This window comes from Terribacillus saccharophilus (genome assembly GCF_002272075.1).
Classification (GTDB): Bacteria; Bacillota; Bacilli; order Bacillales; family Amphibacillaceae; genus Terribacillus; species Terribacillus saccharophilus_A.
This window is the reverse complement of record NZ_NPBJ01000042.1, coordinates 18,056-32,180: the sequence shown is the minus strand read 5'-3', so window position 1 is coordinate 32,180 and position 14,125 is coordinate 18,056. Positions and strand designations below refer to the sequence as shown.

Annotated in this window: 13 protein-coding genes; 5 read left to right on the top strand and 8 right to left on the bottom strand. The window is 43.9% G+C overall.

Annotated elements, in window-relative coordinates:
- The first annotated feature begins 113 nt into the window (after positions 1 to 113).
- Complete coding sequence (locus CHH48_RS18380; protein WP_176466511.1) at positions 114 to 1,070, top strand: YaaC family protein; 957 nt, start codon at positions 114 to 116, stop codon at positions 1,068 to 1,070.
- A gap of 10 nt (positions 1,071 to 1,080) precedes the next feature.
- On the opposite strand, the gene CHH48_RS18375 is transcribed toward CHH48_RS18380, so the two are convergent.
- The 8 genes from CHH48_RS18375 to dnaA all read right to left on the bottom strand — a co-directional run bounded on the left by CHH48_RS18375 (position 1,081) and on the right by dnaA (position 11,198).
- A complete protein-coding gene (locus CHH48_RS18375) occupies positions 1,081 to 2,154 on the bottom strand; it encodes an HD-GYP domain-containing protein (RefSeq protein ID WP_176466510.1) in 1,074 nt (357 codons plus the stop codon).
- Between the two features lie 70 nt (positions 2,155 to 2,224).
- A complete protein-coding gene (gyrA, locus tag CHH48_RS18370) occupies positions 2,225 to 4,741 on the bottom strand; it encodes a DNA gyrase subunit A (RefSeq protein ID WP_095220707.1) in 2,517 nt (838 codons plus the stop codon).
- Positions 4,742 to 4,784: 43 nt separating this feature from the next.
- Complete coding sequence (gene gyrB / locus CHH48_RS18365) at positions 4,785 to 6,713, bottom strand: DNA topoisomerase (ATP-hydrolyzing) subunit B (RefSeq protein ID WP_095220706.1); 1,929 nt, start codon at positions 6,711 to 6,713, stop codon at positions 4,785 to 4,787.
- Positions 6,714 to 6,732: 19 nt separating this feature from the next.
- On the bottom strand, positions 6,733 to 6,978 hold the full coding sequence (remB, locus tag CHH48_RS18360; RefSeq protein WP_095220705.1) for an extracellular matrix regulator RemB: 246 nt from the start codon (positions 6,976 to 6,978) through the stop codon (positions 6,733 to 6,735).
- Entirely contained in the window at positions 6,978 to 8,102 is a 1,125-nt protein-coding gene (recF, locus tag CHH48_RS18355) for a DNA replication/repair protein RecF (RefSeq protein ID WP_095220704.1), read from the bottom strand. The genes remB and recF overlap by 1 nt, the downstream gene beginning before the upstream one ends.
- 34 nt (positions 8,103 to 8,136) lie before the next feature.
- Positions 8,137 to 8,358 (bottom strand): S4 domain-containing protein YaaA, encoded by a 222-nt coding sequence (gene yaaA, locus CHH48_RS18350; RefSeq protein WP_095220703.1) that lies wholly within the window; start codon positions 8,356 to 8,358, stop codon positions 8,137 to 8,139.
- Positions 8,359 to 8,517: 159 nt separating this feature from the next.
- Positions 8,518 to 9,660 (bottom strand): DNA polymerase III subunit beta, encoded by a 1,143-nt coding sequence (dnaN, locus tag CHH48_RS18345; RefSeq protein WP_095220702.1) that lies wholly within the window; start codon positions 9,658 to 9,660, stop codon positions 8,518 to 8,520.
- Positions 9,661 to 9,848: 188 nt separating this feature from the next.
- Positions 9,849 to 11,198, bottom strand: coding sequence for a chromosomal replication initiator protein DnaA (gene dnaA / locus CHH48_RS18340; protein ID WP_095220701.1), 1,350 nt, complete (start codon positions 11,196 to 11,198; stop codon positions 9,849 to 9,851).
- Between the two features lie 607 nt (positions 11,199 to 11,805).
- Between dnaA and rpmH the strand changes: the two genes are divergently transcribed.
- The 4 genes from rpmH (at position 11,806) to jag (ending at position 13,951) form a co-directional block, all read left to right on the top strand.
- Positions 11,806 to 11,940 carry a 50S ribosomal protein L34 gene (rpmH, locus tag CHH48_RS18335; protein ID WP_038562594.1) on the top strand — a complete coding sequence of 45 codons (135 nt, stop codon included), beginning with the start codon at positions 11,806 to 11,808 and terminating at the stop codon, positions 11,938 to 11,940.
- Between the two features lie 187 nt (positions 11,941 to 12,127).
- Positions 12,128 to 12,499: a ribonuclease P protein component gene (gene rnpA / locus CHH48_RS18330; RefSeq protein WP_095220700.1), complete on the top strand. Its 372-nt coding sequence runs from the start codon at positions 12,128 to 12,130 to the stop codon at positions 12,497 to 12,499.
- 37 nt (positions 12,500 to 12,536) lie between these two features.
- Positions 12,537 to 13,313, top strand: a complete 777-nt coding sequence (gene spoIIIJ, locus CHH48_RS18325) for a YidC family membrane integrase SpoIIIJ (protein ID WP_095220699.1) — start codon at positions 12,537 to 12,539, stop codon at positions 13,311 to 13,313.
- Positions 13,313 to 13,951: an RNA-binding cell elongation regulator Jag/EloR gene (gene jag / locus CHH48_RS18320; protein ID WP_095220698.1), complete on the top strand. Its 639-nt coding sequence runs from the start codon at positions 13,313 to 13,315 to the stop codon at positions 13,949 to 13,951. The genes spoIIIJ and jag overlap by 1 nt, the downstream gene beginning before the upstream one ends.
- Positions 13,952 to 14,125 lie beyond the last annotated feature (174 nt).

Genomic DNA, 14,125 nt, shown 5'->3' with positions numbered 1-14,125 from the left:
AATGTTTATATTTGGTTAAAATACTGCTATTAAAACCTATTGTTACTTACAATACGCCAAGATGCGCGGTTTTTCAACTATATGAGCACGTAAAAATCATTGGAGGATTCTGTATGCATGATGAAAACGTATCCACCTTTCTTTCCTTCCTTGAAGCAGAAGATGCAGCTCTTTCCTTCCTGCAAAAAAGCTATCAGCATCTCAGTGTTCCCGATGCAGAGTCACAGAGCTATCAAAATGTTTCCGCCTTCCTCGCCTATCTGGAACATGGTAAATCTTATTATTCCTATGGAAAAAATGCCCCGCTATTGATGAAGCCTGTCTTATTATTTTACGGAATGACCCATTTTATGAAGGCAAGTTTGCTGCTGACACGTCCTGCCTATCCAGAATCCACAGCAGATCTTGCACATGGCTTGTCGACTAGAAAGCGGAAGAAGCGTGACTATCAATTCAGCATGGATGAAGTATTATTCCAGCAGCGTGGCTTATTCCCGTATTTTTCACGTCACGTTTGTAAGAGAGAACTTCATAATGTCAAAAAGGTTTCCATGGGGGATATGTTCGGATTAGTTCCAGAACTGCATGATCTTCTTTCGCTGCAGCAGGGGAAGCGTAATCTGACAGAAGTTAGTCTGAGAAAGGATGCGCTAATTCTGCCGGAGTGCTTACTAGACGAATTTCAATATACAAAACGCCGCTTTTTAGAATTCCTGGAATCTTTCTCTTTTAAGATAATCGAGCAGGATCAGCTTGCAATGCAGCCTCCTGATTCGCTGTGGCAAACAGCTGGACCGCTTTACTGCAATCCGGTCAACCATCAATACTATTTTATCCAGCAGAGCTATTGGAGCAGTTTTCATGAGTGCATGGCTCATTATGCACTGCTGTATAACTTAAGCATGATATGTCGCTATGAAGCAGAGTGGTGGACAGACCTGCTTCATGTTAACCGGCGTAACGAATATCCGCTCATTGTCCGTTTTTTGGAGATTACTGCAGAAAAATTCCCTTTATTGATTGGTTCCTACATGCTAAAGCATTTTCAGGATATTAAAAAAGCACGCTGATTAGCGTGCTTCATAAGATGATTTGATCGATGCGTATATGCGGCATTTCAGTCAATGCTTTCACTTGTCCTGTTTCTTGCTCTCGAACCATCGGCTTGGTCGGATGATTATTATCCGTAAAGACAACCTCTGCAAGCTCCCCAGATGATAGTCTGACTGTTGTGTTTTGCTGTGCATCGATAAATGCCTGGATAAAGTGCTGGATCATTGCCGGGTCAAATCGTCTGAATTGCTCCTCCAGGATGATGTCCACTGCTTCATATGGAGATACAGCAGCTCGGAAAGCACGTTCGGATATCAAAGCATGATATGTATCACAAATGGAGAGAAGACTGGCAAATGAATGAATCTTTTCCTTCGGTAATCGCAGCGGGTAACCAGCTCCATCTGCCCGTTCATGATGCTGGAGGATGGCAAGCTTCGCTTTGGAAGAGAGGAGAGGAGCCTGCTCGACCATACGATAAGAGAAGGTTGGATGCTTTTGGACGTCTTCCCAGTCACTATCGTGCAAACGGCGCTTCTGGATGTGATACGGCTGTTTAAGTTTAGATATACCGCAATCAGCCAGGTAAGCAGCCAAACCGATTTGCTTGATGTCCGCCTCAGAAAAACCTGCTTTTTGTAAAATAGCAGCTACAAGCGCAGCCGTACCTGCTGCGTGTTCCGACAAATAATCAATCTGCTCTTTGTATGCAGGCAAATTGAACACATTTCCTTCCCATTCACTGACCTTCTCCAGTACAGGCAGAATATGTTTGCGAAGTGCAGCTATATCAACAGTGGAGCCATGCTGCCATGCGTTGAATTGTTTTTGATAGCCTTTAGCTGCTGCTGCATAGGCATCCAGGAAATGCACTTGTATGATGGCAGGCTGCATGCTTACAGAATCCTTTTCAGGAACAAAACTGCTGCCATTCTCTAAATGACTGGCAACTGTTACTTCTTTTACGAGCATTTTTTGCAAATAAAAGATCTCCATATCTGTTAGTACTGTCTTGCTTTTTACGAGTGGCATACCGCTTTTACCGATAACATCGGCTGTTACGATACAGCCAGCGACGAGCTGATTGGCTGAGACGATCATATCCTGCATCCTTTCATCCAAAGGTTATGTAAAAAAAGCATTCCCACTATGGGAGCGGGAATGCTACTAATCATTCTTCTTCTGTATCATCAGCCTCTGATACTACTGGTTCCTCCAGCATATCATCTGAGACATCCTCGATTTCTTCCTCTTGCTCTTTATCAATACGAGCAACAGTAGCTACCGCTTCATTCTCCTGAATACGAATCAGAATAACACCCTGTGTATTTCGGCCAGTGGACGAAATACTTGAAACAGGCATCCGAATCAATACACCGGAGACTGTAATGATCATGATATCTTCTTCACCGGTAACCGGCTTAGCTGATACCATCTGTCCTGTTTTATCCGTGATCTTGGATGTAAGAATTCCCTTACCGCCGCGATTCGTGATGCGATACTCCGACTCAGGTGTCCGTTTTCCGAAACCTTTTTCGGTAACATTCAGGATATCGACACCTTCATCAATTATATCCATAGACACGACCGAATCATCTTCCCCGCGGAGAGTTATTCCTTTAACCCCTGCCGCAGTACGGCCCATTGGTCTGATTTGCTCCTCTGGGAATCGGATCAGGTAACCATTCTTCGTCGCGATCATGATGTGTTTATGACCATCTGTCATACGAACAGATATCAATTCATCATCTTCACGCAAGTTCAATGCGATAAGACCGCCCTTACGAATATTGGCAAATTGAGATAGGGTTGTCCGTTTGGAGATCCCTTGTTTGGTTGTGAATATTAAATACCAGTCATCTGCGAACTCTTTGACTGGAATCAAAGCGTTAATCCATTCGCCTTTTTCGATTTCCAGCATATTGATGATCGGAATACCTTTTGCTGTACGGCTGAATTCCGGCACCTCATAGCCTTTCGCACGATAAACTTTTCCTTTGTTCGTAAAGAACAGAATCGTATCATGTGTGCTGGTCGAAATAAGATGTTCGACGAAGTCATCTTCGTTCGTTCCCATACCTTGGATTCCTCGCCCGCCGCGTCCTTGGCTGCGGTAAGTGTTTGAAGGCAGGCGTTTGATATAGCCTTGGTGGGTTAATGTGATAACGACATTCTCAACAGGAATAAGTGCTTCATCCTCTATGAAGTCAATACCGCCAATAACGATTTCTGTACGGCGTTCATCACCGAAACGTTCCTTGATCTCAGTCAATTCTTCTCGAATGATCTCAAGCACCTTCTCTTCATCAGCAAGTATCGCTTTAAGCTCCGCAATCACTTTGACTAGTTCCTGATACTCATCTTCAATCTTGTCACGCTCTAAGCCTGTCAGGCGCTGCAGACGCATATCTAGGATTGCTTGTGCTTGCTTATCAGAAAGGTTGAAGCGCTCCATCAATCCGTCACGAGCAATATCTGTTGTCTGGGAGCCGCGGATCAAGCTGATGATCTCATCGAGATTATCCAGGGCAATACGTAACCCTTCCAGGATATGTGCTCTCGCTTCTGCTTTACGCAATTCGAATTCTGTTCTGCGGCGGATGACGACTTGCTGGTGATCAAGATAATGTGACAATGCCTGTTTCAGGTTCAGAATCTGCGGTTTGTCATCCACAAGGGCTAGCATATTGATCCCGAAACTTGTCTGTAGGGCTGTATGCTTGTACAAATTGTTAAGAATGACATTCGGGTTCGCATCACGGCGAACTTCAACCACGACGCGCATACCGTTACGGTCGGATTCATCTCGCAGGTCTGTAATTCCTTCAATACGCTTATCACGGACAAGTTCTGCTATTTTCTCGACAAGACGTGCCTTATTCACCTGATATGGCAATTCGTGCACGAGAATGGTCGATTTACCGTTATCATGCTCAATAATTTCTGTCTTGGCACGAATCGTAATCGAACCACGGCCAGTTTCATAAGCTTTCCGAATACCGCTTCGGCCCAGGATCTCAGCTGCAGTAGGGAAATCTGGACCGAATATATGATCATCCATCAATTCCTCGATAGTGATATCCGGATTTTTACTAAGGGCCAGTACCGCATTTATCGTTTCATTCAGGTTATGAGGCGGGATATTCGTTGCCATACCTACCGCAATACCCGAAGCCCCATTCACAAGCAAGTTCGGGAAACGAGCTGGCATTACGAGTGGCTGCTTTTCAGAGCCATCATAGTTATCGCCGTAATCGATCGTATCCTTGTTGATATCACGCAATAGCTCCATCGATATCTTGGACATGCGTGCTTCTGTATAACGCATTGCCGCTGCTGAGTCGCCGTCCACAGAACCGAAGTTTCCATGTCCGTCTACGAGCATATAACGATAGCTAAAATCCTGCGCCATACGAACCATCGCTTCGTACACAGCTGTGTCACCATGCGGGTGGTATTTACCGATTACTTCCCCGACGATACGGGCTGATTTCTTATATGCCTTATCAGCATGCATTCCCAAATCATGCAATGCATAAAGGATTCTGCGATGCACCGGCTTTAAGCCGTCTCTCGCATCAGGCAATGCACGCGCTACGATAACGCTCATTGCATAGTCAAGGAACGACGTACGCATTTCCTGACTTATATCTCTTTCTTGCACACTTGGACGTAATTCATCCGCCATGCGAAAACCTCCTGTCAAATTGCCGGAACCAAAATTGTATTGGTTAGATATCTAGATTCTGTACATTCTCCGCGTTATCTTGAATGAAATTCCGTCTCGGCTCAACTTTGTCGCCCATCAGGATATCAAAAATCTGGTCCGCATCGATTGCATCTGCCAAGCTGACTTGAAGCAGTGTACGGTTCTCCGGATCCATTGTCGTTTCCCATAGCTGAGCTGCATTCATCTCTCCAAGACCTTTATAACGCTGCAGACCAGGTTTTGGTACTTTAGGAATCTCACTCATTACACGCTCAAGTTCTCGATCATTATAAGCGTAGTAAGCTGCTTTCCCTTGCTGTACTTTGTAGAGCGGTGGCTGAGCGATATAAACATAGCCATGCTCGATCAATGGTCGCATGTAACGATAGAAGAACGTAAGCAGCAATGTCCGGATATGAGCACCGTCGACATCTGCATCGGTCATGATGACCAGTTTATGATAGCGTGCTTTGGAAATATCAAAGTCTTCACCAATACCTGTACCAAGCGCTGTAATCATGGCACGAATTTCATTATTAGCTAGAATTTTATCCAATCTCGCTTTTTCAACATTGATGATTTTTCCGCGCAAAGGCAAGATAGCTTGGAAGTGTCGATCGCGTCCTTGTTTTGCAGAACCACCGGCAGAGTCTCCCTCTACGACGTACAATTCACTGATTGAAGCATCCTTGGAAGAACAGTCAGCCAGTTTACCTGGTAAGCTGCTTACTTCCAGTGCACCCTTACGGCGGGTTAGTTCACGTGCACGTTTGGCTGCAATACGAGCACGGGATGCCATCAATCCTTTTTCAACAACGATTCGTGCTGTATCAGGGTTCTCAAACAAGAATTTGGAAAACAGCTCTGTGAATGCTGCATCAGTAACTTGACGTGCTTCACTGTTGCCAAGCTTCGTCTTTGTTTGCCCTTCGAACTGCGGGTCTGGATGCTTGATAGAAATAATTGCAGTCAATCCTTCGCGTACATCATCACCAGACAGATTCGGATCTGCCTCTTTGAACATATTGTTTTTACGGGCATAGTCATTAATAACACGCGTCAGACCGGATTTGAATCCAGCTTCATGCGTCCCGCCTTCATACGTGTGGATATTATTCGCAAAAGAGTAGATACTGCTTGTGTAGCCGTCATTGTATTGCAACGCGACTTCCACAGTGATTTCGGAATCCGTATTCTCCGCATAGAACGGCTCGTGCAGTACTTCTTTGGAGCGATTAAGATGCTCTACATAAGAACGGATACCGCCTTCGTAATGGAATGTGATACGCTCTGGATTTTCTTCGCGTTTATCCTCCAGGCTGATTGCGAGTCCTTTATTCAGGAAAGCAAGCTCACGAATACGGATAAGCAAAGTCTCTTTGTTATATTCAGTCGTTTCCGTAAAGATCTCTGGATCTGGCTTGAAATGTGTAATTGTACCTGTTCTGTCAGATTCACCTGTGACTTGCAGATCCCCAGCAGGTATTCCTCGCTGGAAGGTCTGTTCATGGATCTTACCATCACGATGCACTTTAACATTAAGCTCTGTGGACAAGGCATTTACTACTGACGCACCCACCCCGTGCAGACCGCCGGATACTTTGTAGCCTCCGCCACCGAATTTACCGCCAGCATGAAGTACTGTCATGATAACTTCCACCGCTGGGCGGCCAGTCTTCTCATGTGTACCTACCGGGATTCCACGTCCATTATCTTCAACGGTGATGCTGTTATCTTCTTCGATGATTACTTGGATATGGTCACAATAGCCAGCAAGTGCCTCATCGATACTATTATCGACTATCTCCCATACAAGATGGTGCAGACCGCGTTCACTCGTAGATCCGATGTACATTCCTGGGCGTTTACGGACTGCTTCCAGTCCTTCCAGTACCTGTATCTGATCTGCATCATACAACTGTTCTTCAGGCATTTTATCTTCCATTGCCATTTAAATCACCTGCATTTCTTTAAAGGTTATCTTCTTCTATCATTCTCGGAACCGTTGAATCAGCCCGTTTCTTCAATGTCTGCACTGATAAAGGACTAGAATAAATCCGATCAGTGGTGACAATGATAGATTTAGCTGATACATGATCCGCTTCATCGTTTTCTGCCAAAGTGGGATCAACTGTTTTAGCTGCTTGACCGTATTCCAAGATGGCCACCACTTCTTCAGCTCTGACGACATTATTCCAACCGATCGAGATGAACATCAGGATCCTCCTGACTCACTGACAAGCTTCCCTGATTTTATTGTGAACAGTTCTGCCTGTTTCAGAGTTTCATGCTGGATACCTGATACATTCGTCGTCGAGACAAAGGTTTGGACTTTCCCCTGTATCGTTTCAAGCAGATGCGATTGCCTGCTGTCATCCAGCTCACTTAAGACATCATCCAGCAAAAGAATCGGATAATCTCCGACCTCGTTATAGATTAGTTCTATCTCAGCCAGCTTCAAGGACAAAGCTGTCGTACGCTGCTGACCTTGTGAACCGAAAGCTTGTACATCTTTCCCATTCACATAAAAAGACAGGTCATCACGATGGGGGCCTGCTAAAGTTGTCCCTCTTTCCACTTCACGTGTCCGTAATTCAGAGAATTTCTCCTCATAAGCTACTTTCAGCGTTTCCTTATCGGATTCTTCTGATACGTGTAAGTTGGAAAGATATTCTATATCAAGTGTCTCCAGCTTCGTCGTGATGCTCTGGTGGATGGGCTGCGCCCATTTGCGGAGCAGTCTGAGGAAGAGGAAACGTTTCTCTAATATGATGGCAGCATGCTCAATCAACTGCTCCGTCAGCACATCAAGCATTGTCGGATCAGCCTGGCGCCGCTGCATAAGCTTCAGCAGATGATTCCGCTGCTTCAAAACTTTTTGGTATTGTCCAAGGTGGTAGATATAGACCGGCTGTATCTGGCCGATCTCCATATCAATAAAACGCCTGCGAATTTGCGGACTGCCTTTCACCAAGTTCAGATCCTCAGGAGCGAACATGACGACATTGAGCGCCCCGATATAATCACTTAGGCGTTTTTGTTCCAGATGATTCAGTTTTGCTTTTTTCCCTTTGGACGATAGGACGATCTCAAGCGGAAACCGCTGTTTCCGCTTGAGGATGTTCCCTTCTATTTTAGCATAATCTTGGTCCCATTGGATAAGTTCTTTATCTTTAGGAGTTCGATGCGATTTGGAGAAGGCGAGCACGTAGATGGCTTCCATCAGGTTCGTCTTGCCCTGTGCATTCTCGCCGATGATTACATTCACTTTATCGTCGAATTGAAGCTGCAGCTTATCGTAGTTCCGATAATGCGTAAGCGTTAGCTCTTGGATATGCATGCATGCTTAGGTCCTTTCTGTATCCGGCAGACTGCTATGCCTTTTTGACAATGAATACTTCGGATGTCGCCGGCAGCTCTACACGATCCTCCGGATACAGCTTTCTGCCGCGTCTGTTTTCTTCTTCGCCATTGACCAGCACTGGATAATCAGCTAAATACAGCTTAACCATTCCGCCGCTCTCAACAGCATTCACTAGCTTCAGAAATTTCCCAAGCTGGATATATTCGGTGTTGATTTGAATTTCTTCGTTCATTTCCGCTCTCCTTACTTTATGTTGCCTTCTTATTATTTTACTAAAGTATCCACAACTTTGAAAGTTATTTTCATTATGCCCAATCCTTGAGGGCGTCATGTTATGCACAGAAAAAAAGCACCGCCGTCAGGGCAGTGCCTTTATCCACATGTGTATAACTCAGTACGTACGGACTGGTGTAATCAGCTGCAGCAAGTCCTCATCATCAGTTGGACGGATAAGGAATGGGCGCATCGCTCCCGTGAATTCAATCTTCACTTGCTCACTTTCAATGACCTTAAGTGCATCCATCATATATTTGGCACTAAAGCTGATTCGCAATTCTTCTCCTGAAATTTCCTGAACGGTTACTTCTTCTACAACACGTCCTACTTCTGGGGAATTACTGCTGATCTCCAGCTGTCCAGAATCCTGGGTTACCAGTTTAACGACATTATTTCTATTTTCTTTCGCCAGTAAAGATGCTCGGTCGATGGAGCGGAGCAGTTCCTTCGTGTCGATCTGTAATGCTGTCTTGCTTTCTGATGGAATCAAACGAGATGTATCAGGATAGTTTCCTTCGAGCAAACGGGACAAGAAGTACAGATGCTTGGTACGGAATAAAATCTGGTTATTTGTAATCCGAATTTCGACAGGATCTTGATTTTCATCAAGGATTTTGTTCAATTCCGTCAAGCTTTTACCAGGAATGACAACATTTTGGAACCCTAATGCGGCTTCATTTGTTGAAACTGGGATCTGACGGGATGCCAAACGATGACTATCTGTCGCAACAAAATGCAGCTGATCTTCCTGAACACGGACATTTACTCCAGTTAACAGTGGTCGCGTTTCTTGAGTTGATACAGCAAATACAGTTTCTTTGATGACATTTTTCAATAAGTCAGCAGGAAGTTCAAAGCTATCTTCACTATGCAGCTTCGGCAACTGTGGATATTCCTCTGCATCTTGGCCATTTAACTTGAATTCTGCACTTCCTGATCGGATTGTTACGTTCAATTGTGCATCAGATTCAATTTCTACGGCATTCATCGGTACTTTACGAACAATTTCCGGAAAATACTTTGCTTGCAGTACAATGCTGCCAGGTTCTATCTGTTCTACATAGACAATGCCGTCTTCTTCTTTTGGAATGAAGGATTCGATGGAAATATCAGAATCACTTCCTGTTAACGTAATGCCATCTTCTTTTGCTTCGATTTTCATCCCTGTAAGGATTGGAATTGCTGTTCTGGATGAGATTGCTTTCACAACATCCTGGATACTTGCTAAAAGCCGATCACGTTGTATGACAAATTTCATGATAATTGCGTTCCTCCTATGGGGGGTTCTTCTTATTAATTATTATTTATAAAAATACAGTAGTAGTAATAGGGCCTGTGAGTATGTGGATAAGTATGAAAAAGACCAGTAATACCAATAAAAATACCCTGTGGATAATATGTGAATAAAAAAAGACTTTATGCACGTTTATCAACAGGGTCCAATCGTCAGAAAGATTTGAGTCTTTCTTTTATTTCATCGATGTCGCGCTGTAAATCCTGATCTACACTTAGTAGCTTAGAGATTTTCTCATGCGCGTGGATAACGGTTGTATGGTCTCTGCCGCCGAATTCTTCTCCAATTTTCGGTAAAGAGAAATCAGTCAGTTCCCGCGATAGAAACATAGCGATTTGGCGAGGGAAAGCGATAGCCTTCGTACGTTTCTTCGCTGTGAATTCTTCCAAGCGGACATTGTAGCGCTCGCCGACTTGTTCTTGGATCGCATGGATCGTGATAACCTTCGGCTTTGAACTAGGAATGATATTTTTCAGTGCATCTGCTGCTAAGGAAGCATCAATATCCGAGTTGATAAGGGATGAATAAGCAACAACGCGTATAAGAGCACCTTCAAGCTCCCGGATATTGGTGTCTATTTGATTGGCAATGTACAGCATAACTTCATTTGGGATGTCCAGGCCTTCTGCTTTTGCTTTCTTGCGAAGGATAGCAATCCGCGTTTCCAGATCCGGAGGTGTAATATCCGTGATCAATCCCCATTCAAAGCGGGACCTGAGCCGGTCCTCGAGTGTTGGTATTTCTTTTGGCGGCCGGTCACTGGAAATGATAATTTGTTTATTTTCTTCATGTAGCGCATTAAATGTATGGAAGAACTCTTCCTGCGTCTGTTCTTTTCCAGCCAAGAATTGAATATCATCTATAAGAAGGACGTCGATATTGCGGTATTTAGCCCGAAATTCGGCTGTCTTATTATCCCTGATGGCATTGATGAATTCATTTGTGAACTTTTCAGAGGACAAATAAACGACTTTTGCATTCGGATTATGATCTAAGACATAATGTCCGATTCCATGCATTAAATGGGTTTTACCAAGTCCGACACCACCATAGATGAATAGCGGGTTATAGGCTTTGGCCGGTGCTTCTGCAACAGCAAGTGAAGCAGCATGTGCGAACCGGTTGCCTGAGCCGATAACGAATGTATCAAATGTGTACTTGCTATTCAGCATGCTTTTTGGTGATTCTGCCAACGTATCCTTTACGGCAGCTTTCTTTGGCATCGGCTGGCGGATGACTTCTTCTTCCTGCTGAAATTCTGGAATGATGAATTTCGTCTGCAGCCGATTGCCAGTCACTTCATAAAGTGTATCTCCGATCAAAGAGGAGTAGCTGCTTTCCAGCCAATCTCTGGCGAATTCGTTGGGGGCTTCAATCACAAGTGTGTCTTCTTCAATGGAATAAGCTTGTGTATTTTTCAGCCAAGTATCAAAGCTCGGCTTACTGATTCGTTTCTCAATTGCTTGTAATGTTTTTCTCCATAAATCCTGAATATTCTCCAACAGGCATCCCCCTTTCTGAAAAAATGAAAGAAGCAGTCACTTTCTCAAAGAACTGCATCATGATAGGTATTAAAAGGCCTTTTCGAAACATGCGAAAAAAGGATCAAGCATGCAAAAAGACCGTGCACATATATATATGGATGTGGATAGAAAATCCGCATAATAAAGGGCAATGAAGCTACTTCTTCAGTTGTCCACGTTGCTGTTGATAACTGCATCTACAGACCTGTGAATAGATGTCCACAGCTTATCCACACTCTGTGGATAAGGGTTTTTGGTGATGATGTTATCCAATCAGTAAAACACAGATATGATACCAGAATAATCCTTGTCTTGCAATGCTTAATCGACAGTTATCCACAAATGTCGGCGAGTGTAGACAAAATATATCCACAGCATGCGTTTATGTGTGTAAGTTGTCGAAAACCTGTGTGGAAAAAGTTATGCACAGGGTTACTAGGTTAACATGGGCTGTGGATAAAAGAAAGAGATGATCCAGCAAAAAATGATAGGTTGACATGTTGGCCATTCTATACGTATAATGTTCAAGACTGTCTATGACCTTTCGCTATATTTTTGATATATCCTCAAGGGAGGTGTTTTATATATGAAACGTACATTCCAACCTAATAACCGTAAAAGAAAAAAAGTACACGGCTTCCGTCAACGTATGAGCACAAGCAACGGACGTAATGTTCTAGCTCGTCGTCGTCGTAAAGGAAGAAAAGTATTGTCTGCATAAGGCCACTTACGTATGTAGTGGTCTTTTTGACTTTATATACTTGATCAGTGTACTGACACAGCGTTCCCGCTGTGCTTTTACATGAGTGGAGAAGGAGAATAAACTACAAGCTTAAATGCCGCGTTTATTCTCCTTCTTTCAAATTTAAGACTATTTCTGCAAATAGGCATGCTTGAGGGGACCCTCTATGAAGAAAGAATATCGAATCAAAAAGAATGAGGCATTCCAGGAAGTTTTCCAAAAGGGGAACTCCTTTGCGAACCGTCAACTCGTTCTATATTATAAGAAGCAGGATACAGCTGATGCACATTTCCGCATCGGTCTTTCTGTCAGCAAGAAACTTGGAAACGCTGTTATGCGGAACAAGATAAAGCGCTATTTGAGACAAGCCTTTCATGAACTGGATGAGCAGGTTGCTCTGGGCTACGATTTTATAGTCATCGCCAGACAGCCAGCGAAGGATATGGCTTATCAGGAACTGAAAAAAAGCTTGATTCATGTGCTTTGGAAATCACATCTGCTGAAACAGCCAAACAGGAAAAATAAAGAGAAGCAATAGGGAAAGTCTTATGCAAGGAAGTTAAGGAGGAAACATGGTGCGTAAAAAAGTTTTATTAGTATTGGCACTCGTGCTGCTCGTCGCTGCCTTAGCAGGCTGTGCGCCGAACACTGATCCAATCACTTCGGAAAGTACTGGGTTCTGGAATCAGTATTTCATCTACCCGCTATCTTGGTTGATTGCTTATTTTGCTGATCTTACAGGCGAGAACTTTGGTCTTGGGATCATCATCGTAACAGTGATCATCCGTTTAGTATTGCTGCCATTGAACATCAAGCAGCTGAGAAGTTCTCGTGCAATGCAGGAAGTTCAGCCTGAACTGAAAGAACTTCAGAAGAAATACAGCTCCAAAGATGCAAACACACAACAGAAATTACAGCAGGAAACAATGCAGCTATTCCAGCGTCACGGTGTAAATCCGTTGGCAGGATGTCTGCCGATCATCGTACAGATGCCGATATTGCTTGCGTTCTATCAAGCAATCAGCCGTACAGAAGCAATCAAGGAACATAACTTCCTTTGGGTACAGCTTGGAGCCCCGGATCCATATTTCATTCTGCCAATCGTAGCAGGTCTTGCAACATTCCTGCAGCAGAAATTGATGATGGCAGGAAACACAGCTATGGCTGCAAATCCGCAAATGACGATGATGCTATACATCATGCCGGTCATGATTACTGTATTTGCACTATTCCTTCCATCAGCTTTGGCATTGTATTGGGTAGTTGGTAACATCTTCATGGTGGCACAGACATTACTTATCAATAAACCGATGATGTCGAAAAACAAAGCACAAGCAGACAGCAAGAAATAATGAAACAGCTGACTGCTCGCGGCAAAACCGTAGATGATGCGATTCAATCAGCTTTACAGCAGTTACGTATTTCTAAGGAAGAAGTCGAAGTCACTGTAATCGATGAAGGAAGCAAAGGCTTCCTCAATCTGTTCGGTGCCAAACCGGCAGTAGTAAAAGTGGTCGTGAAGACCGATAATGTACAAGCAGCAAAAGATTATTTGGAAAGTGTTGTTCGCCATCTGCACCCAGGTACAGAGGTGGAGATCACGGCTCGTAAGAAAAAGCATGTGATGTTTACACTTAGCGGAGAAAACCTCGGCATGTTGATTGGAAAAAGAGGACAAACGCTCAATGCGCTGGAACAGCTGGTCGAACAATTTCTGCATCAGCAAAAAGCATATCACTTTACCGTTACCGTCGATGCGGAAGGATATCGGTCAAGAAGACGGGAAACGCTTGAAATGCTAGCTGTCCAAGCTGCCAGCAAGGCATTGGCGCTGCGAAAAGCAATTCCTCTTGATCCAATGCCGGCTAGCGAACGGAAAATCATCCATGCGGCAGCTCAAAAGCAAAAGGGTGTCGAAACCGTTTCGAAAGGTAAGGAACCGAACCGGTATATAGTCATCCAACCAGTAAAGGAAAAGTCTTGGCAATGATGCCGAGGCTTTTTTTTGTTCTCTATTCACATGTGGATAACTCGAGCTATCAGCTGTCACTAAAATTTCATGTGGATATCTTTCTTTTTGATAGATACCTGTGCTATTCTTATAAGTTAGTGAGTACAAACTTAATCATAGCATCATGCTGTGGATAAATAGATAAGAAAAGAG